The following is a 20864-nucleotide window of genomic DNA, read 5'->3' as shown; positions in this document are numbered from 1 at the left end:
GGCCGCCGAGCCGTCCGACGGGGCGGCCGCGGAGCCTGCGACGTCGGAGCCGCCCGCCCTGGCGCCGTCCACGGCGCGCGGGACGCCGTGGAGTCGCCAGGCCCCCGGGACGTATCGCGGCATCCGGATCGAGCCGGGCACCTACATCATGTGGAAGAAGAGCGCCAACACCGTCCTGCTCGTCCGGGACGGCCGGCTCGTGCGGGCCATGCCGACCTCCGACCTGGACTGGAAGACCCCCGTCGGCACCTATCACGTGACGGACAAGATCCGCCAGGACGCGGCATACGACCAAGGACACTGGTGGACCCTCAACCACTTCGTCGTCTACGGGCCCATCCCCGGACACACGGCCATCGGCTTCCACGAGGACCCGGTGCGCAACGGGAACGTCTACATCCAGCCGCTGCACACCATCGGCTCGGACGCCTACCACTCCCACGGCTGCGAGCGGCTCACCCCGGCGGACGCCAAGGCGGTCTGGGCGTTCGCGAAGGTCGGGACCGAGGTGCGGGTCCGCTGAGGCCGGTCCGCCCTCGATAGGCTCGCCGGCATGGTCGAGCCTGCCGAGGCGGAGGCGCTGCTCGGGGCCTCCGCGGTCCGGGGGATCGCCGACCGGCTGGGGATCCGCCCGACCAAGGCGTGGGGCCAGAACTTCGTCGTCGACGCGAACACCGTCCGCCGGATCGTCCGGGTGGCCGGCGTCGGGCCCGCGGACTCCGTCGTCGAGGTGGGCCCCGGCCTCGGCTCGCTGACGCTGGCCCTGCTCCCGGCCGCCGGCCACGTGACGGCCGTCGAGGTGGACCCGGTCCTCGCCGGTGAGCTCCCGCATACCGTCGTGGAACGTGCCCCGGCGCTCGCCGACCGGCTCACCGTCGTCCACGCGGACGCGCTCCACCTCGCGACGCTCCCCGGCCCGCCACCGACGGCCCTCGTGGCCAACCTGCCCTACAACGTGAGCGTCCCCGTCGTCCTGTCCTTCCTTGAGCGGTTCCCGAGCCTCGAGCGGGTCCTCGTCATGGTCCAGCTCGAGGTCGCCGAGCGGCTCGCGGCGCGGCCGGGGTCGCGGACCTACGGCGTACCGAGCGTCAAGGCCGCCTGGTATGCCGACGTGCGGCTCGCCGGCACCGTGCCCCGGGGCGTCTTCTGGCCGGTGCCGAACGTCGACTCCGGGCTCGTCTCGCTCGTCCGCCGTGAGCCACCGCCGACGACGGCGAGCCGCGAGGAGGTGTTCGCGTGCATCGACGCGGCCTTCGCCCAGCGCCGCAAGACGCTCCGGGCCGCCCTCGCTGGCTGGGCGGGCTCCCCGGCCCGCGCCGAGGAGGTCCTCCGTGCCGCCGGCGTCGACCCGCGGACGCGTGGTGAGCGGCTCGATGTCGCCGCCTTCGCCGCGATCGCCGCCGCCCGCTCCTCGTCCTCGCACGTGCCGAGTTGATGTCGTCCCTGGGCGCTCTCGACAGCAACAACTCGGCACGTGCGAGGGGGAATGCGGGGAGAATGCGACGGGGAGGCCGCAGGGGACACCGATCCGTCGAGGTCACCGAGGGCTCTATAGGGTGGCGAACGTGACCTCGGCCTGGACGGAGCCCGCCCCGGTGACGGTCCGTGTCCCCGCGAAGGTCAACCTCGAGCTCCTCGTCGGCCCACCGCGCGAGGACGGCTACCACCCCCTCGCGACGGTGTACCAGGCCGTCGGCATCTACGACGACGTCACGGTGACGCCCGCCGCGGAATGGTCGGTCGCCGTCGATGGACCGTATGCCGACGGCGTGCCGACGGACGAGACGAACCTCGCCCTGCGGGCCGCCCGCCTCCTCGCCGGCGAGAACGGCATCGAGGAGCCCGTCGCCCTCGCGATCCGCAAGGAGATCCCCGTCGCGGGCGGGATGGCCGGCGGGTCCGCGGACGGAGCCGGTGCCCTCGTCGCGTGTGACGCGCTGTGGGACCTCGGCCTCCACAAGGAGGAGCTGGAGGAGATCGCGCGGGAGCTCGGCAGCGACGTGCCGTTCCTCGTCGGCGGCGGCACGGCGATGGGGTCCGGCCGGGGTGAGCTGCTCGCCCCCGTCCTCACCCATGGCGTCTTCCACTGGGTCTTCGCCCTCTCCGACCTCGGGTTGTCGACCCCTGCCGTGTATGCCGAGTGCGACCGGCTCCGGGGCGACGTCCCGGTCGGTATGCCGGCCGCCAAGCCCGCGATGATGAGCGCGCTGCGCAGCGGCGACCCGCACGCCCTCGCGGCCGTCCTCGAGAACGACCTGCAGGAGGCGGCGTTCTCCCTCCGTCCGGACCTCGCGGAGGTGCTGTCCGGCGGACTCGGGATGGGCGCGCTCGGCGGCATCGTGTCCGGGTCCGGGCCGACGATCGCCTTCCTCGTCGAGGACAAGGAGGCCGGCATCGACCTCGCCGTCTCCCTCACCGCCTCCGGCCTCGCGGCCGACGTCCGCAGGGCCTCCGGGCCCGTCCACGGGGCACATGTCCTGCCGGCCGCTCGCGTCCACTGACGTGATGCACCTCGTCCCCGCGGGCCGTCCACGCCTCGTCCCGCGTTCGATGCGGGTCCCTCGGCGTCGGGCGGACGCGCTGATCCGCCCGGCGCGGTAGCGAGATGGCGCATCTGCTCGGGGCCGAGGCCGTTCACCTCGAGTACCCGACGAAGGTCGTCTTCGACTCGGTGACGCTCGGCGTCAACGAGGGCGACCGAATCGGGATCGTCGGTCGTAACGGCGATGGCAAGTCGAGCCTGCTCGCGGTGCTCGCTGGACGGCGCGACCCGGATTCCGGCCGCGTGACGGTTCGCGGCGGTGTCACGGTCGGTGTGCTCGATCAGGGCGACACGCTCGACGACGCAGAGACCATCGGGCATGCGGTGGTCGGCGACCTCCCCGAGCACGAGTGGGCGGGCGATGCCCGGATCCGTGATGTGGTCGCCGGCCTGCTCGGCGACCTGGACTGGCAGGCCCGGCTCGGGACCCTCTCCGGCGGGCAACGGCGCCGCGTCGCGCTGGCGCAGCTGCTGGCCGGCGACCACGACATCCTCGCCCTGGACGAGCCGACGAACCACTTGGACGTCGAGGCGATCACCTGGCTGGCGGAGCACCTGAAGCGCCGGTGGGCCGCGAACGCCGGCGGGCTGCTCATGGTGACCCACGACCGCTGGATCCTCGACGAGGTCTGCACCGCGATGTGGGAGGTGCACGACCGGATCGTGGAGCGGTTCGAGGGTGGCTACGCGGCATACATCCTGCAACGGGTCGAGCGTGACCGGATGGCCGCGGCGTCCGAGCAGCGCCGCCAGAACCTGGCGCGCAAGGAGCTCGCCTGGCTGCGGCGCGGGGCGCCCGCTCGCACGAGCAAGCCGAGGTTCCGCATCGATGCGGCGAACGCGCTCATCGCCGATGTGCCGCCGCTGCGGGACACCGTCTCCCTGCAGTCGTTGGCGGTCACCCGGCTCGGCAAAGACGTCGTCGACCTCCTCGACGCCGGGGTGTCCTTCGGCGATCACGAGGTGCTGCGGCACGTCGAGTGGCGCATCGCCCCGGGCGAGCGCACGGGGATCCTCGGCGTCAACGGTGCCGGCAAGTCGACGCTGCTCGGACTCGTGGACGGATCCGTGCAGCCCACGGTCGGCCGGGTCAAGCGTGGCAAGACGGTCAAGGTCGCAACCCTGTCCCAACGGCTCGATGAGCTCGACGCGTTCGCGAATGAGCCGGTTCGGGTCGTCCTCGGACGTCTTCGCACGACGTACACCGTCGGCACGGGATCCAAGGCGACGGAGCTCACTCCGTCGCAGCTCCTCGAGCGCCTCGGCTTCGCGAGCGCGCAGCTCTCGTCGCCGGTCAAGGATCTCTCCGGCGGGCAGAAGCGGCGGCTCCAGCTGCTGCTGATCCTCCTCGACCAGCCCAACCTGCTGGTGCTGGACGAGCCAACGAACGATCTCGACACCGACATGCTCGCTGCGCTCGAGGACGTGCTCGACTCCTGGCCCGGCACCCTCCTCGTGGTCTCGCACGACCGCTACTTCCTGGAGCGGGTCACCGACCAGCAGTACGCCGTGCTCGACGGGCATCTGCGGCATCTGCCGGGCGGCGTCGACGAGTACTTGAAGCTTCGAGCCGCGTCGGATGCGGCGCCGGTGTCACCGACAAAAACCCCAGATCAAAAGCCATCTTCCGTGCTTTCCGGGGCTGAGCAGCGCGCCGCCGAGAAGGAGCTCGCTTCCCTGGAGCGCCGCGTCGAGAAGCTGCAGCAGCAGGCCGCGGATGCCCGCACGAAGCTCGCCGAGCTCGACCAATCCGACTACCAGCTCCTCGGTGCCGAGATGGCGAAGATCACCGCGCTGGACGGCGAGGCGTCCACCCTCGAAGAGCGATGGTTAGAGCTGTCTGCCCTATTGGAATGATTGGGAACGGCTCACCGGAGCTTAGAACGACAGATGCAGGTGCGTTCTGGGGCTTTACGAACTGAGCGCGTCGAGAAGATGCGCCATATATCTCAAGCGCAGCTGCTTGAGGTGACGGCACGTGCTGCACCACCGTGGGCGTCTTTGACCGCACCGGAGGCGTCGGCGACCATGCCCACTCGTACCCGGGATGATTGGTTCATGAGCAGCATGGTCCCTGAACTCGAGGCGTACATCTCGTTCCGCCTTGCGCAGCTCAGCGAGCGCAACGAGCACCACGCGTTCGAGACCATCGCCACGCGAATCGCGCGGAAACGGATCAGCGCCAACATCCTCGTTGCCAATGGACCCGTCAGTGCCGGCGGAGACCAGCAGCGAGACGCCGAGAGCTACACGACCCGCATCCCCGACGAGCTTCCGCATGCTGCTGGGTTCGCCGCCTCCGCCTCCACGTCACCTGTGGTCGTAGCATGCACGGTGCAGAAGACGGGGCTGAAGCATAAGATCCTGGACGACCTCGCAGGCATCTGCGCGGAGAACGCGGCACCCGTTGACCTTGTCGCGTTCTTCAGCGTGCAATCTATTCCCGAAGCGGTCACGCACGAGGTCCAGGAAACTGCGCGGACCACTTACGGCGTGACTTTGGACGTGTACAGCGGAATGAAGGTCGCCACGATCCTCGCTGAGCCCGATCTGGTCTGGGCGGCGCAGCACTACCTCGGGGTGCCCGCCGCGATGGTGCCCGAGCCCGAGAACGCTGTCCCGGAGTGGTACGACGAGCTGCGAGAGGCTCTGCGTCGCAACGGTGGCCCGGCCGCGCTCACCCCTGCGGCACAGGGGGAAATCACGGCTGCTCTCCGATTTGCCACATGGGATGAAGTCGCCAACGCCGACCTCCCCGAGTGGCTCGACTTCATGGGCGCCTTCCTCAGTCGGCACCCCGACGACGAAATTGTGTTCCGCGCCTGCTATGAAATCTCAGTCGCACGATTCCGAGGCATGGGCGTCGCAGGAACAAGCGAAGGCCTGATCCGTCGGGCCGTGAGCTATGCCCTGTTAAGCCACCACGCGAGCATCCTGGACGATGCAGTCACACTCGTCACTTACTGGGGCAACATGTGGATCGCCGGCGTAGCGACCGCCACCGCATCCGAGATCGCGGCAGCGAGGGACCGACTGCGGGAGCACATCACCGCAGAGCTTGCTGCCACAGACCGAGCGACTTACCCAGTTCGATCCGCATCCTTGACGGGCACCCTCGCCTATCTCCACCTGCAAGTGAAGTGGGAACAGGCAGAGGATAGAGGATTCCGCCCACCAATGGCTGAGGTAGCGGCGCATGCCGGCGTGAAGTTAGATCCAGTGCAGGTGGATGCCTCGTTCGCAGACGGAATAGTCGATCTGAATGCCGCAATGCAATACCTTGACGACCTCACTGATCTCCTGCCCCAAGCACGCCCTTACTCGGCAAGCAGTCTCAGCCAACTCTTCACCATGTTTGCACCCGCGGTCGCGGCCCATCCGAGCTATGTGAAAGTGCGGGACGCGCTCGACGCTCGGACAGCGGAGGTTCAGGGCGATGCCGCCATCGCCGAACGATGCCGAGACCGCGCAGTCTCATTCGAGAACGCCGGGCAGCCTCTCCAGGCGCTCGCCGAACTGCACACCGCCAAGGCCCGGTGGTTCCACGGGGACCTCATGTACGGCGCGGTGCTTGTCTCGCGCTACATCGCGAAGATCTACCTCGATCTGCGCTTGACCTACGCCGCGAAGATGTACGCCTGTGGTGCTGCGATGATCGCTAATCAAAGCCCCGACGACGATGTCAAGACTCAGGTCCCCAAGGCACTTCTCCAAGCCGCCCGAGCCGCACAAGTGTCAGGCTGCTGGGTTGATGCGGCGGCCCTGACTGAGATCACACTCCTCGCCCACAACTCGCTGGCCACAGACGCTTTCGACTTCTCCAAGCACCCCGACCTGGAACGCCACCATGCGAACGAGCTCATGGAGTATGTCGCCGTTCGTGCCTTCTGGCCAGACGTCGAGCCCCTGTTCCGTGACGCGCATCCGCGCACGGGCACATACGAGCTGCTTGCGGAGCAAGCCGCTCACCCCGACGCAGCGATGCCGTTCGACGAGGAACGATTCCAGGAGCTCGCACGTGAGCAATTCGCCGGTCCTGTTCTAGCTGACCTTGGCGACACGCGCACCATCGACTTCGAAGCCCTCGGCGTGCGGTGGGCCTTCACGTTCGACAACAACCACACCTCAGTCCTGGCGGCAGAGGGAGTCGTCGCGGCCTTCCAGGTCTTCCTTGCAGATGTTGCACGCTTCGATCCAGTGGTCATCAGAGCGGCAGCTCGTATCAGAGTCGACACGGTTCGCGGTGCTTCGCATGCGGAGGACGACGTGCAGTTCGAAGACGACGGCGACGAGATCTCGGGACGAATTACTTGGTCTGACTCGACCACGGATCTTGACGAGATCTCTCGATCCATCGTCTCTACGTGCATCCAGCTTCTTGGCGAGGTGCATGCGCGCCCGCGAGATGATCTCATGGCGCTCCTCGACCTGCTAGGTCGCGACGGAATCTCGCACAAGGTCTTGATGGGACGTCCGTACAACGAGTCGGCGGGTCTTCTGAGTGACGAGCATTACGACCGCTGCGCAGGAGCCACTCGACCACCGTCGTCGGACGCGTTCACGCCCTCCAGCCACGACGTATTGGCGGCGTCGACTCACGAAGGCCCCGACTACAACCGGGCTGAGTCACTCGAACGGATCGAGCAGCGATACCGAACGGCTAAGAGCTGGGACCGATCACTTGCAGTGTTCCTCCAAGACCCTCGAGGACAGGACGCGGTCGAACGGCTTCGAGCCGACGGGTGGCTCGACTGGCAGATTCTCGTGACGTTCGTCAATGTCGGCCTGAACTGGCGAGTGCAGCGCGAAGCGATCAACCCCATGACGATCAGTCCCCAGCGGATGCGCGAGCTTGCCACACGCCCCGAGACCGAATCTGAACCTCGACTGCCGGTCCAATTCGTTCTCGATCACCTCGACGACAACCTCTTCGTCCAGACCGCAAGCGTGGCGAGGAACTGGAAGATCCAGGTTCGAGGCGAAACACTGGGATCCGGCATCCTGCGCGATCTGCTAATTCGCCGGTACCACTTCGCGGAGGACGATGTCCCTCACGACAACCCGTTCGAGATCCCGGTGGCGTAGCGGGTTCCAGGCGATCAGTAGGGTGCCGCGAAGCCGGAGCGTCCGGATAGACAAGCCGACCCGTGATACTGCTCGCTGAGCAATCAGGTCGGTAGCAGCCTGCGATTGGGGTTGACTCGCCACGTCGCCATTTGACCACGAACCCGCGACAGCGACAGATGCAACGGGGTTAGGGCGCTCCGGCTCGCGCGTTACCTATGACATGTGGTGCTCGCCGCAGTCGTCCTCACTTTTTCTCGAGAAGCGGTCGTTGACCAGCGACTTTGTGGATTTCTTCGCGTGATCAGCCAGAGACTCAGATGGCGCACTGATGAGTTGGCACGCCGTCGCCGGGCTGCGGGACACTTGTAGTCAGTGAGCGACATCGGAACGCTCAGACAGAGGATGCAAGGAGACGACGTGGCGTTCGTCCGGACTACTGCATGGCCCACGGCCTCCCCGGCGAGTTGTTTCGAAATCTTCCACGGTGCCCTGGGGTCGCGTCGGTGAACGTGCGGAGCAGCGACACCGAGGTCGTGGCCTGATGTGGATTACCGGCGACGTCGAGTTGCCCGACGAGATCCTCGACGCCCATGAGCGCGGCGAGCTCGTGTTCTTCGTCGGTGCGGGGGCTTCGCTGGGTAAGCCTTCGAGCCTTCCCCTTTTTGACGGCCTCGCGAAGAAGCTGGCGCGGCTGGCATCGCACCCATTCTCGAAGCGCGGCGGACTGGACTTCTTCATTGGGCAGTTGGAGTCGCTGCCACAGGGATTTGACGCGCATGACCACGCGCACGCCCTGATTTCCAATCCGAAGTCGAGATTCAATCCGCTCCATAGTGCGATTGTCGACCTCGCGGGAATCGGAGGAGCGTTCCGCGTGGTGACGACCAACTACGACGATCACCTTGCTGCTGCTGCAGGCGGGGGGTCGATCACGGTTCCAGACACCTGGTACGCTCCGGCGTTGCCCCTCGGGCGTGACTTCGCTGGGCTCGTCCACCTGCACGGCTCGGTACGGCGCCCGAAGGAGGAAATGATCCTCACCGACCGTGACTTCGGCCACGCATACATCACCGATGCGTGGGCAGCACGGTTCCTCCTCCCCATGTTCGATCGATTCACAGTGGTGTTCATCGGCTATAGCCATGACGACGTGATTATGCGATACCTCGCGCTCGGGCTGCCCTCGAGCGGCAAGGCCATGGCCTCCAAACGGTTCGCGTTCACGAGCGACCCGACGAACAGCAAATGGGGCTACTTAGGGATCCGGCCGATCACCTACCCGGTGGTCGGGCGCGATCATCAAGCGCTCGTGGCGGCGCTTACCGCGTGGGCCGACCGGGCCAAGATGGGGCAGACCGACCACCGGTCGCGCGTGCAGGCGATCATCGGCGGCGGAACTGCGCTGCCGCTGCCCGACCGCGACTACCTCCATGATCGTCTCCGAACTACAGACGGCGCCCGGGACTTCGCGATTGCGGCGGGATCACTGCCTGACGAAGCCAAACTCGAATGGCTGACATGGCTGGAGGATCTCCCTGAGTTCAGAGCCCTGTTCTCGCCGCCGGATGTGCCGGACGCCACGGCGATCCTAGGCAACTGGTTCGCAAGGACTTTCATCGAGTCGACGACGCTGAACGGTGCGGCCCTCCAGACCGTGCAACGACTCGGGCAGTCGATGACCGCTTCGTTGTACCGGACCACCACCTGGTTCGCGAACGACCTAAGCAAGCAAGATGCGTCTGCCGGAGAACGGTGGCAGGCACTCCTCGCCACGTCGATCTATGGACAGTCGGCGCCGCTCGGAACCGATCTCCTCATGCCGTTCCTTCCCGATGCGACGGCACCCAGCTTGGCGGTGTTGCGGACGGCGCTGCGGCCGTTCCTCAAGCTGGAGCGGCCGTGGTTCGTCGACGAGTCCGCAGAGCGCACGATCCAGCCCGATGCGAAGGTCGCCTGGAACTCGAAGGACTACGCGCTGACCCAGCAAGTCTTGCTCGTCGTGCAGGCATCCGACCCTGGAGATCGCTCCCTCGGCGGCATCCTGGAGGATTCCATCATCGCGGCATACGACCTGCTCGACGCCTATCACGGCGAGCGAGGTTGGGACCCGCTTACGCATCACCGATCCGCGATCGAGCCACATCACCAGGACGAACTGCGGGAGCCCCTCGATGCGGTCATCGACGGCCTCCGCGAATACGGGATCAAGACGCTGCCCGTCTGGCCGGACCTGCCAGATCGATGGTGGAACCTCGACCGAGCACTCATGCAACGCCTGGCCCTGCATCTGGTAGCCAACGATCAGGAACTGAGTGCGGACGACAAGCTCTCGTGGCTCCTCGATCGCACAGGGCTCTACGCAGACGATCTGAAGCACGAGACCTACCAGGTACTCGCCGCCGCGGTCGGTACTGCGTCGCCGTCGCTCAAGCAGCGGGTCTTGGATGCAGCCGCTGCTGGACCGGACTACCCCGAAGAGGTTCCTGATCGCGACCGCCACTTCGCCTACGCGAAGTACAACTTGCTCGCATGGCTAACGCAGGCCGACCCTGACTGGGCAGAGGCGCAAACCGCGTTCGATGCCGCCCAGACAGAGAATCCGGGCTTCGGGGTGCGAGAGCATCCAGACTTCGACACCTGGATGACAAGCGGGACCTGGGGCGGGAAGCCGCCGATGGACATCGAGGAGTTTATTCAGGCGCTCGCTCAGAACGTGAGCGCTGCACTCGATGAACTGCTGTCCCACGACTACTCCGAACGCGACTTCGGTCAGCCCGAGTGGCGAGATGCACTTGGGCTCGTGCAGCAGGCTGTTGAGCAGCGCCCGGACCTTGGCGTGCAGCTCTGGGACGCCGTCCTCGGTCGCGACGACCTTGACGAGAAGCAGGTCGGCCTGTGGCGCGCGATTGCCGAAGGCTGGGGGAAAGCCCACCTCGGAAATTCGGGGCTCGGAGCCGTCCAGCGCCTCAGCGCATTGCTGGCGGACAAGGACTCCGCCTATGCGATCGGGCGTTTCCTGCTTGATCAGATTCGACAGCAGATCGATGCAGATGAATCGCCAGTGCTCGCATCCATGCGTGAGCTGGCGCGAGCACTCTGGCGCGAGCAGGGCACAGGATTCGTGCATCGAGAAGACTCGACCCCCCTATCGTTCGCGCCGCTGTATCTGAACTCGTGGCCGGGGTTCGTGGCACAGTACTGGAACAGTGAGGTCGATCGTCGCTGGCGACACTCGCGCGAGGAGTGGGCTGGACTCAGTGACGAGGAGTCGGACGCGCTCGTCGAGCTGCTCGACGGCAACAAAGACGCGCTAGATGCTACTCAGCCCGCAATTGCCGGAGAACTGTTTTTCTACTTCGCCGCAGACGCAGACTTCGCGGCGGCGCACCTGCTTCCGCTCTTCAACGACCCGCAGCGGCACGCCTTCGGCTGGAACCCGTTCCTGCACCATCCCAGGTGGAATGACCGGATCCTCGCAGCCGGCCTGTTCGACAGCATGGCCGCTGAGCTCAGCCGTCTCGACGAGTTGCCAGACCAAACCCTGCATCACATCTTCCTGGGGTTCATCACCTCCGTGGTGTCATACGCAGGCATCACGAGCACCGACCGGAGACACCTGCTTGATCAGACAGTGCTCGCGTCAGGCGGTTCGCATGCCGCCGGCTTCGCCGAAGCGGTCGCCCAATTCCTCCGAGAAGACGGCGTCGACGGCGCTGAGGTGTGGCGCCGGTGGCTCGGCAGGCATTTGGAACGCCGCCTCGGCGGCCAGCCGCGGGTCGCGTCGGCCGAGGAGCTTGCACGTTGGGCGGACGTCGTTCCTGTCGTAGGCGAGTTCGTCCCTGCCGCCGCGAGGCTTCTCGGCGGGCACAGCATCGGTCTCGGCGAGCAGTTCTTCAATCGGGAGTTTCCGGATGGCGTCCTCGCCGCCTATGGCCGTGAGCTCGTTGCTTTCTTCGCCGAGCGGGTCCGGAGCACGACCGGCTCGGACTACATGGTGAGTTACCGCGTGCGGGAACTGGTCGAGACGATACGCGGAGCGGTCGGCGATACCGTCGCCCAGCCGCTGGTCGAAGCGGCGGCAGAGAGGGGATTTCTCGATGCCGAGTGAAGACGACCTCACGCAGTGAAGCTCGACCTCCCCGGGGAAGCTCGGATGAGCGCGGGTGCACTAATCCGATATCGGGCTACTACTGCACGACAGGCGGCGATCGCTACATCTGTACTCCGTGAGTTCTGCAATCGCAGAGCATGACACGGCAACGTACGTTAGGCAGATCGAACCACCTCCGTCTCGCGGTGGACCCGCTGCCAATGATGTGTGCTTGTTGGGCTAAATCGTGGCGCGATCTTGATCCGCCCGAAGTCGAACTTGCCGCCCATTTGGGGTGCCTTCTCGATGCGGATGTCGAGCAGCGTCTTCAGGAGTCGGCGCCGTTCGACGAGGTCGAGGTCGTTCCAGGCGGTCTCGATGTCGTCGGTTTCGAGGAGGGCGGCTAGGTTCTCGTCGGTCACGGGCGGGACGGCGGCTTTGCTGGCCTGTTCGATCTGCGGGGTGAGGCGCTGCTCGACGTTGGAGAGCATCGACAGGCTGATCCGACCCTCCGCATACTCCTTCGCGGCGTCATCGAGGCGCTGCCGGAGCTCGGCGACAAGGGCTTGGGCTTCCTTGACGCGGTCGAGCCATTGTTCTTCGGGGTCAGAGAGGATGGCGAGGTTCTCTGGGTTGGAGAGCCAGCCGATGAGGGTGGCGGTGACGTAGGTGTCGGTGCGTTCGACGTCGATGCTGATCTTGCGGCAGCCGGTGTGCTGGCAGGCGTAGTTGTTGCGCACGCTGCCGTCCTTGCGCGGGATCACGCCGAGGAATCGGACGAGCGGGCGGCCGCAGTAGCCGCACTTGGCGATGTGGGACAGCAGCCATCTGGGGTGGCTGTGGTTGTTCTCCTCGACGTAGCGGACGCGGCGGGCGGAATCGTTGAGGATCTGGTTGACCTCCTCCCACTGCTTGACCGGCAGGATCGCGGGCCAGTCGGCGTCCCCGATGATCTCGCCCCGGTAGACGCGCAGGCCTGCGATGGTGGGGTTCTTGATGATCTGCCGCAGCGTCGCGTTCATCCACCCGCGCGAGTGGTCACTGGTGGGCTTCTTCGGCGTCGGCACACCCTCCCGGTTCAGCCGGGTGATGATCCGGTTGACGGGGACGCCGCGCATGATCTCCTCGACCGCGGTGCGGATGAGGTCCGCCTGGACGGGGTCGATCTCCTGCCGCAGCAGCACCCCGGTGGTGGTGTCGTAGACGCGCCGGTACCCGTAGGGCAGCTGGCCGTGCGGGTGCCCCTTCTGCGCGTTCAACCTCACCGTGCGCAGCTGGCGCTCGCGGATGGTCGCGGCGTCCTTCTCCGCGGTGAGGAACTCCAGCCCCATCATGAATGCGTCGTCGCTGCGGGAGAAGTCATAGACGCGACCCTTCGTCAGGTACAGCACGCCTGCCTCCTGGCAAGCGGCGCGGAGCTGGACGTAGGCCAGCAGCTCGCGACCCGCGCGGGACGGCTCCCAGGTCACGAAGGCGTCGTATTGCCGCGACGCGATCAGGCGCAGGGCTTCCTCAAAACCCTCACGCTCGCGGGTGCGCCACTGCGAAGCCGAGCGGTTGGCGTCGGTGATGACCTTGCCAACCCGCCACGTCTGCTGAGCACACCAGGAACGGCAGTCCGTCTCCTGATCGTCGGTGGATCGCATGAGGTACTGGCGATCCATCGAGGCGCGGGTGTAGATGAGAGCGTTGACCTCATCGTCGGTCGGTCGTGTGAGTGCTTGCGTTTTCATGGCAACCAGGTGCTCCCTTGGTGTAGGGGGTTCCTGATTGCTGGGTGAGCCGACGAACGATCTCGACACCGACATGCTCGCTGCGCTCGAGGACGTGCTCGACTCCTGGCCCGGCACCCTCCTCGTGGTCTCGCACGACCGCTACTTCCTGGAGCGGGTGACGGATCAGCAGTACGCGATCCTCGCCGGCCACCTGCGGCATCTGCCCGGTGGCGTGGACGAGTATCTCCGCCTGCGGGCGATGGAGGAACGCGCCGCCGAGAGCCGCGGCGCAGCGCTGTCGGCACCGGGGAGCACGGCGGATTCGGGGCCGGCGCTGACGGGTGCGGAGCTTCGCGCCGTGCAGAAGGAGTTCGCATCGATCGAACGGCGCCTGGAGAAGCTCCAGCGGCAGATCGACGGGGCTCGCGCAGCGCTCGTCGACCACGACCAGTCCGACTACGTCGGTCTCGGGGCCGAGATGAAGCGCATCGGCGCGCTCGAGGCGGAGCAGCAGCAGCTGGAGAGCCGCTGGTATGAGCTCGGCGAGCTCCTCGAATAGCCAGCGCGACGCCGGTCCCGCAGTCGGGTCACGCGAGTGCCGTGGCGCGTGCGCGGCGCCAACTCAGCCAGGTCCACGTCGCGAAGGCCAGGGCGGCGAGGGCGACGACGAGCAGGATCCACTCGACCGGGGCCGCAGCGCTCGTCGCGTGGAGAACCTGGCTGCTGGTGATGCCGGTCGACGTCGTCCTCGATCGGATGAGGGACAGCTTCGGCTGTCCTGTTGCGAGAAGCAGGGCGGTGACGACCAGCACGACCAGCATGAACACGGTGAACGGCAAGAGGAAGCGCGGCCGTCGAGCAGCGACGCCTGGTGCCTGCTGCGCTGTGCCCACGCCGCGCTCGGCTGCCCAGGATGCCGCGAACGAGCGGGCGTCCGACGCTCCCGTCCCGAGATACTGCTCGAGGGTGAGGCCCTCAGCCGCTGCCTCTTCCAGGTCGGAGGCGAGGTCCTGTGCCATCTCGTCGGCGAGCTCGTCGGGGACGCCGAGGCGTCTCCACTCGCGACGGCACTGCTCGGCGAAGTCATTCATGACGCTCCCTCGATCCTTGCCGATGCGAGCACCGCGTCCACCGCGTCTCGTGTCGCCCGCCACTCGGGCAGACCGATGGCCAGCGCGACACGTCCGGCTTGAGACGGCCGGTAGTACTTGCGCGGGGGGCCGCCGTTGCTGCTCCGTGCCCGATAGGTCTCCACCAGACCGTCACGTTCCAAGCGGCCCAGCAACGGATAGATCGACCCCTCGCCCACGCGCACGAGCCCGCGATCTCCGAGGCGCTTGGTCATCTCGTAGCCGTAGGCCGGACTCTCGCTGATGACGGCCAGCAGGCACAGGTCGAGAACCCCCCGAAGGAGCTCCGTTCGACGCGAGGCCGCCACTGTCATGTCAGACATGCTAGTCCCACACTATCTTGTCGGGCAAGAGAGCTGGCATCGGCCGGTTGCCGACCAATGGGAAGGGACACACCGCCGATGCGAATGCCCTCGGTGTCCGGGCGTCCGCGGCGAGGACGTGGAGGCATACGGACACCCATGCCGCCCTCGTCGCGGACGCGCCGGTCAGCGGCGGCGGACGAGCACGACGACGTCATCGAGGGTCGCCGGCTCGCCGTCGGGCGAGATGGCCTCCCGGGGGCGGGTCTCGGCGAGGATGACGTCCCACGTGCTCGGGTCGAGGGCGAGCTGCTCGAGCTCCTCCGCCGGGTCGAGGAAGTGGTGCTCATGGCCATCCGGCGCGTCCGCCCAGGGCGGAGGGGCGGCGTGCGAGGTGATGAGCAGATGCCCACCCCGGGCGACGCGCTCGGAAGCCTCGCGGAGGATCTCCTCGCGCGGTCGCTCCGCCGGGGAGTGCAGGAAGCTCGCGGACACCAGGTCGTAGGCACCGGCGGGCACCGCCGAGAGGTCGGCGGCGAGGAACCGAGCGTGGCCGGGGTTCTGACCGGCCTGCTCCGCGGCGGCCGCGGCGCGCCGGACGGCCGTGGGCGAGATGTCGATGCCGGTCGCCTCCCAGCCGTGCTGCGCGAGCCAGATGACGTCCGCGCCCTCCCCGCAGCCCAGGTCGAGCGCGCGTCGCGGGGAGAGGGTGCCGGCGATGTCGGCGAGGGCCTGGTTGACCCGGCCCGACCAGACCCGGTCGGAGCCGGCATACCGCTCCTCCCAGAAGTCGGCGGAGGTGACCTGCGGCCACGCCATCGCGTCCCGCAGGGCGGCCTCGACGTCCCAGGTGACGAGCGCACCGTTGACGGCGCCCCCGGTGAAGGCGCCGGCACCGATCGACATGGGCACGTTCGCCATCGGACTGACGACGTTGCCGATCGCCCAGACGCGGTCGTCGCTCGTCCGGCCCGTGTCGTCGACCGCGAGGAACGAGCCGAACGGCGTCTCGCTCCGGTCCAGCCCGAGCGCGGCGAGGAACCCGTCGTGCGGTCGCGGCGCTCCGGCGGTGAAGATCGCGTCGACCGCCACCTCGCGTCCGTCGCGAAGGCGGACGGCGTCGATGGCCGGGCCTTCGCCGAGGATCTCGGCGACCGGCTCGGGCTCGACACCGATGCCCCGGGCGCGCAGCCGCTGCTCGGTCTCGGGGCCCAGTGGCCCGATTCCTCCGGTGAGGACGGTGACGCGGTCGCTCCACTGGCGGATGAGCTCGGCCTGGTGGAGGCCGAGCGGCGAGGTGACGAGGACGGCGAGCCGCTGGTCGCGGACCTCCCAGCCGTGGCAGTAGGGACAGTGCAGCACGGTGACGCCCCATCGCTCGGCGATCCCCGGGATCTCGGGCAGCTCGTCGCTCAGCCCCGTCGCGACGACCAGCGCGCGGGCGGACCGCACGGTGCCGTCGGTGGTCGTGATCCGCAGGCCGCCCTGCTCGCGCTCGACCCGCTCGACCGCGCCGTCGACGAGCTCGACACCATAGCCCTCGACCTCGGCGCGGGCTCGGTCGAGGAGCTCGCCCGGCGGGACGCCCTCCTGCCCGAGGACGCCGTGCACACGCGCGGCGAAGCGGTTGCGGGGGCTGCCCGCATCGACGACCAGCACGCGCCGGCGCGAGCGGCCGAGCATGAGGGCTGCCGACAGCCCCGCCGGTCCGCCGCCGGCCACGATCACGTCCCAGGAGTCAGCTGTCATGGACGAAGCATGTGCGGCACAATGTCAGAAGCGCAAACTAGTTTGCAGATTTGGCAAGGAGTCGGCCATGGGCCATGAGATGGAGCTGGTCGGGGCGCGGCTGCGGGCCGTGCGACAGTCGCGCGGGCTCACCCTCGAGGCGCTCGCCTCGGCGGCGGGCATGTCCGCGAGCACCCTGTCGCGGCTGGAGTCCGGAAAGCGCCAGGCGAGTCTGGAGCTGCTGCTGCCCGTGACCCGGCGGCTCGGGATCCGACTCGACGACCTCGTGCCGCAGGAGACGGCAGATCCCCGGGTGCGTCGACCGGTCATCCGACGGGACGGTCTGGTCATCGCTCCGCTCGCCCCGGAGGGCTCGCCGATCCTCACCTACCGGATCACCTACCCCGTGCTCACCGAGCTGCCCGAGCTCCGGGTGCACGACGGGTTCGAGTGGCTCTATGTCCTCACCGGGAAGCTGCGGCTGCGGCTGGGCGAGCAGGATCTGACCCTGGGTCGCGGCGAGGCCGCCGAGTTCGACACGCGTACCCCGCACGCGATGTCCGCCGCCGGTGGCCGGCCCGCGCAGGTGCTCAGCATCTTCAACGAGACCGGCGCCCGCATCCACACCCACACGGCGGACTGAACCTTCCGGATCCGCCGGTTCGCCGGCTGGGTCCTGGCGGTCTGGCACCCGATCGGGGTCTGAGCGCCATCGGGTATGCGGATCCGCCGGTTCGCCGGCTGGGTCCTGGCGGTCTGGCACCCGATCGGGGTCTGAGCGCCACCGGACGCCGGGGGCATCAGCCCTCGAGAGGGCGCAGCAGCCGGCGCAGGTGAGCGGCGAGGACCTTCTGGTCGGTGAGCGGGAGCTCGGTGAGCAGGACCTGCTCACGGGAGAGCAGATCCGACATCGCGGCGTCGACCGTTCGGAGACCCTCGGGTGTGAGGCGCACGAGGACACCACGCCGGTCGTGCGGGGAGGGGCTGCGCTGGACGAGACCGCGTCGGACGAGCCGGTCGACGCGGTTGGTCATCGTGCCGCTCGTCACGAGCGTCTGCTGGACGAGCTGGCCGGGCGACAGCTCGTACGGCGCGCCGGTGCGGCGCAGCGCCGACAGGACGTCGAAGGCCCACCCCTCCAGGCCGTGCTCGGCGAAGGCGGACACCCGCGCGAGGTCGAGTCGACGGGACAGCCGCGACACCCGTGACAGGACCTCCATCGGTGTCACGTCGAGGTCCGGCCGCTCGCGCCGCCACGCGCTGACGATGCGGTCGACGTCGTCGTGCTCGCCGGGCATGCCGGCGTCGTCGTCCTGACGGGGCGGCGTGCCCGTGGACTCCTGCACGCCCGTCCCGGCGCCCCTGCGGGACAGCCGAGCGGCCGTCTCGGAGCCGGCATCGGAGGGCATGGTGGCAACAATACTCCGCATCAAGTATCTTGATATCGAGATACCTGAGGAGGTAGGCCACCGATGAGTACGAGATGGGACCCCGCGCAGTACGCCCGCTTCGCCGGCCCCCGAAGCCGCCCGTTCGGCGACCTCATGGCGCAGGTCGGCGCCGCGAGCCCGGGCCTCGTCGTCGACCTCGGCTGCGGCAACGGTCCCCTGACGCTCGGGCTCGCGGAGCGCTGGCCCGACGCGCGCGTCGTCGGCGTGGACAGCTCGCCGCAGATGCTCCAGTCCGCCCGGGAGCTCGACGCGGACGGGCGGGTCGAGTGGGTCGAGGCCGATCTCGCGACGTGGGATCCGGCATCCCTCGGCGCCGCGCCGGACCTCGTCGTGACGAACGCGACCCTCCAGTGGGTGCCGGGCCACCTCGACCTCCTCGGCCGATGGGTGGGGGCGCTCGCCGACGACGGCTGGTTCGCCCTCCAGGTCCCGGGGAACTTCACCGCGCCCTCGCACGCGCTCATGCGGGAGGTGGCCACGCGGCATACCCGATCCGGCGAGCTCGAAGCGGCGCTCAAACGCGCCGGATCCGCCGAGCCGTCCACGTACCTGCGGATCCTCGCGCGCCTCGGGTGCGACGTCGACGCGTGGGAGACGACGTACCTCCACGTCCTCGACCCGGAGGGCGCGCAGGAGAACCCCGTCCTGGAGTGGGTCACCGGCACCGGGCTGCGGCCCGTCCTCGACCTCCTCACCGACGAGCAGGAGCGCCGGGCCTTCATCGAGCCGTATGCCGCCGCGCTCGCCGCCGCCTATCCCCGCACCTCGGTCGGGGTCATCCTTCCGTTCCGCCGGGTCTTCGCGGTGGCCCACCGCAGGGCCTGACGTCTCAGCGGACGGGGGTCGAGAGGACTGGCTTGGGCTCGAGGTGGGCCAGGCCGTTCCAGGCGAGGTTGACGAGGTGGGCGGCGACGTCGGCCTTCTTCAGCTTGCGCGAGTCGAGCCAGTACTGTCCGGTCAGCGCGACCATGCCGACGAGCATCTGGGCATACAGGGGGGCCATCTTCGCGTCGAGCTTCCGGCGCTTGAAGGCGTCGACGAGGATGTACTCGACCTGGCTCGCGACATCGGACATGAGGCTCGCGAGGGAACCGGTCGTCTGTCCCGGCGGGGAGTCGCGCACGAGGATCCGGAAGCCGTCGGTCGAGTTCTCGACGTAGTCCAGGAGGGCGAGGGCAGCCTGCTCGAGGAGCAGGTGACTGCCGCCGTCGGCGCTCAGCGCGTTGGTGATCGACCCGAGAAGGGCCGCGATCTCGCGGTCGACGACGACGGCATACAGGCCCTCCTTGCCCCCGAAGTGCTCGTAGACGACCGGCTTGGACACGCCTGCGGCCGCGGCGATCTCCTCGACGCTCGTGCCCTCGAATCCCTTGTCGGCGAAGAGCTTCCGGCCGACCTCGATGAGCTGCTCACGACGCTCCTTGCCCGTCATCCGCGCGCGCGACGGCACCTTGGCGGGAGTCGTCTGATCCTTGCTCACCGGGTCATTCTGCCAATCCGGTCCGACACCCGTCGGTTCACGCCGTCATGCGGCGCGCCTCGATGCGCTTCTCCTTCGGCCAGCGGACGTCCCACGCCCAACCGAGTCTTTCGAAGGCCCAGATGACGCGGGCGGAGATGTCGACCTGGCCGGGGTCGACCCCGTGGCGCGCGCACGTGGGGTCGGCGTGGTGGAGGTTGTGCCACGACTCGCCGAAGGACAGGATCGCGAGCCACCACACGTTGCCCGATCGATCGCGCGACGCGAAGGGCCGCTCGCCCATCGCGTGGCAGATCGAGTTGATCGACCACGTCACGTGGTGGAGCAGCGCGACCCGCACGAGGGAAGCCCAGAAGAACGCGGTGACCGCTCCCCAGAGACTCCACGTCAGGAGCCCGCCGAGGACCGCCGGGCCGAGGAGCGAGGTGAGGACGAGCGCGGGGAACGCCTTGTCGACCGTGGTGATGTCGGGGTCGGCGATGAGGTCCGGAGCGTACTTCGTCCGGGGCGTCTGCTCGATGTCGAAGAGCCAGCCGACGTGCGCCCACCACAGTCCCTTCATGAGGGCCGGGACGGTCTCGCCGTAGCGCCATGGCGAATGCGGGTCGCCCTCGCGGTCGGAGAAGGCATGGTGGCGGCGGTGGTCGGCGACCCAGCGGATGACCGGCCCTTCGATGGCGAGCGACCCGGCGATCGCGAGGGCGACCCGCAGGGCGCGCTTGGCCTTGAACGAGCCGTGGGTGAAGTAGCGGTGATAGCCGACGGTGATGCCGAGACCGGAGACGACATAGAACACCAGGGCCAGCCCGAGGTCGACCCATGTCAGGCCCCATCCCCAGGCGAAGGGGATCGCGAGGATGAGGGCGAGGAACGGGACGGCGATGAAGATCCCGAGCGTCACCTGCTCACCGCGACGCTTGCTCTCCATGGGGGCCTCGGCGGGCGCCCCGCGCTGGGTCCCCTCCGATGCGGGTGTGCTCGTGGTGGTCATGGCAGGCGTGGTCCTTCCGTCGGCGCTGACCTACGCGAGCGTAACCTGCGGGAGCGTAAGGGTCCAGCCGTTGAGCGGTGGCCGCTCAGTGGCCGTTTGGTGGCCAGTCGGTGGCCGGCTCAGGCCGGCTCAGGCCCGCTCGGCGCGCACGACAACCCCGCACGTGCCGAGTTGTTGCTGTCCAGGAGCCGATCCGGCGGCATCTTCTCGGCACGTGCGGGAGGTTGCCGCTCGGCGCGCACGACGACTCCGCACGTGCCGCGGGCCGCTTCGGCAGGTGTGGGCTTTCCGTGGTCGGAACGGCGCCGCAACCACGACAACCCCGCACGTGCCGCGGGCCGCTTCGGCAGGTGTGGGCTTTCCGTGGT

Annotated in this window: 15 protein-coding genes and 1 pseudogene; 9 read left to right on the top strand and 7 right to left on the bottom strand. The window is 68.1% G+C overall.

The genetic code is table 11. The features are described 5' to 3' along the window. The 6 genes from BN12_RS24990 to BN12_RS05170 form a co-directional block, all read left to right on the top strand. On the top strand, positions 1–523 hold a 523-nt coding region (locus BN12_RS24990), incomplete at its 5' end, for a L,D-transpeptidase (protein WP_048550645.1). 30 nt (positions 524–553) lie between these two features. Beyond that, the gene (gene rsmA / locus BN12_RS05190) at positions 554–1435 is read left to right on the top strand and encodes a 16S rRNA (adenine(1518)-N(6)/adenine(1519)-N(6))-dimethyltransferase RsmA (protein WP_048550644.1); all 882 of its coding nucleotides are present in this window, start codon (positions 554–556) and stop codon (positions 1433–1435) included. A 130-nt stretch (positions 1436–1565) separates the two neighbouring features. After that, positions 1566–2501 (top strand): 4-(cytidine 5'-diphospho)-2-C-methyl-D-erythritol kinase, encoded by a 936-nt coding sequence (locus BN12_RS05185; RefSeq protein ID WP_048556022.1) that lies wholly within the window; start codon positions 1566–1568, stop codon positions 2499–2501. Positions 2502–2605: 104 nt separating this feature from the next. Beyond that, positions 2606–4399, top strand: a complete 1794-nt coding sequence (locus BN12_RS05180; RefSeq protein WP_048550642.1) for an ABC-F family ATP-binding cassette domain-containing protein — start codon at positions 2606–2608, stop codon at positions 4397–4399. A gap of 201 nt (positions 4400–4600) precedes the next feature. Next, positions 4601–7627 (top strand): hypothetical protein, encoded by a 3027-nt coding sequence (locus BN12_RS05175; RefSeq protein ID WP_053079956.1) that lies wholly within the window; start codon positions 4601–4603, stop codon positions 7625–7627. Positions 7628–8150: 523 nt separating this feature from the next. After that, on the top strand, positions 8151–11717 hold the full coding sequence (locus BN12_RS05170) for an SIR2 family protein (protein ID WP_048550640.1): 3567 nt from the start codon (positions 8151–8153) through the stop codon (positions 11715–11717). 158 nt (positions 11718–11875) lie between these two features. Here the strand turns inward: BN12_RS05170 and BN12_RS05165 are convergent, their stop codons facing one another. Continuing rightward, positions 11876–13432: a recombinase family protein gene (locus tag BN12_RS05165; RefSeq protein ID WP_048550638.1), complete on the bottom strand. Its 1557-nt coding sequence runs from the start codon at positions 13430–13432 to the stop codon at positions 11876–11878. A 37-nt stretch (positions 13433–13469) separates the two neighbouring features. On the opposite strand from BN12_RS05165, the pseudogene BN12_RS05160 reads away from it, so the two are divergent. Then, positions 13470–13973 (top strand): annotated as a pseudogene (locus tag BN12_RS05160) (ABC transporter ATP-binding protein); the annotation flags it as partial. A 28-nt stretch (positions 13974–14001) separates the two neighbouring features. On the opposite strand, the gene BN12_RS05155 reads toward BN12_RS05160, so the two are convergent. From BN12_RS05155 to BN12_RS05145, 3 genes are all read right to left on the bottom strand, one after another. Then, a complete protein-coding gene (locus BN12_RS05155; RefSeq protein ID WP_048550634.1) occupies positions 14002–14505 on the bottom strand; it encodes a hypothetical protein in 504 nt (167 codons plus the stop codon). After that, positions 14502–14858, bottom strand: coding sequence for a PadR family transcriptional regulator (locus tag BN12_RS05150; RefSeq protein WP_083454931.1), 357 nt, complete (start codon positions 14856–14858; stop codon positions 14502–14504). The genes BN12_RS05155 and BN12_RS05150 overlap by 4 nt, the downstream gene beginning before the upstream one ends. Positions 14859–15032: 174 nt before the next feature. Further along, positions 15033–16595 carry an FAD-dependent oxidoreductase gene (locus BN12_RS05145; RefSeq protein ID WP_048550630.1) on the bottom strand — a complete coding sequence of 521 codons (1563 nt, stop codon included), beginning with the start codon at positions 16593–16595 and terminating at the stop codon, positions 15033–15035. Between the two features lie 67 nt (positions 16596–16662). Between BN12_RS05145 and BN12_RS05140 the strand changes: the two genes are divergently transcribed. After that, positions 16663–17217 (top strand): helix-turn-helix domain-containing protein, encoded by a 555-nt coding sequence (locus tag BN12_RS05140; RefSeq protein ID WP_048550628.1) that lies wholly within the window; start codon positions 16663–16665, stop codon positions 17215–17217. A gap of 157 nt (positions 17218–17374) precedes the next feature. On the opposite strand, the gene BN12_RS05135 is transcribed toward BN12_RS05140, so the two are convergent. Further along, positions 17375–17872, bottom strand: coding sequence for a MarR family winged helix-turn-helix transcriptional regulator (locus tag BN12_RS05135; RefSeq protein WP_048556020.1), 498 nt, complete (start codon positions 17870–17872; stop codon positions 17375–17377). Between the two features lie 174 nt (positions 17873–18046). Here BN12_RS05135 and BN12_RS05130 point away from each other — a divergent pair, with 174 nt between their 5' ends. Further along, positions 18047–18850: a methyltransferase domain-containing protein gene (locus tag BN12_RS05130; RefSeq protein WP_048550626.1), complete on the top strand. Its 804-nt coding sequence runs from the start codon at positions 18047–18049 to the stop codon at positions 18848–18850. Positions 18851–18854: 4 nt separating this feature from the next. On the opposite strand, the gene BN12_RS05125 is transcribed toward BN12_RS05130, so the two are convergent. Both BN12_RS05125 and BN12_RS05120 read right to left on the bottom strand, forming a co-directional pair. Beyond that, the gene (locus tag BN12_RS05125; RefSeq protein ID WP_083454930.1) at positions 18855–19457 is read right to left on the bottom strand and encodes a TetR/AcrR family transcriptional regulator; all 603 of its coding nucleotides are present in this window, start codon (positions 19455–19457) and stop codon (positions 18855–18857) included. 85 nt (positions 19458–19542) lie between these two features. Beyond that, a complete protein-coding gene (locus tag BN12_RS05120; RefSeq protein ID WP_048550621.1) occupies positions 19543–20496 on the bottom strand; it encodes an acyl-CoA desaturase in 954 nt (317 codons plus the stop codon). Between the last annotated feature and the right edge of the window lie 368 nt (positions 20497–20864).

The organism is Nostocoides japonicum T1-X7 (assembly GCF_001046855.1).
GTDB classification, from domain to species: Bacteria; Actinomycetota; Actinomycetes; order Actinomycetales; family Dermatophilaceae; genus Nostocoides; species Nostocoides japonicum.
The sequence above is the reverse complement of the archived record's forward strand: the minus strand, read 5'-3'. Positions and strand labels throughout refer to the sequence as shown.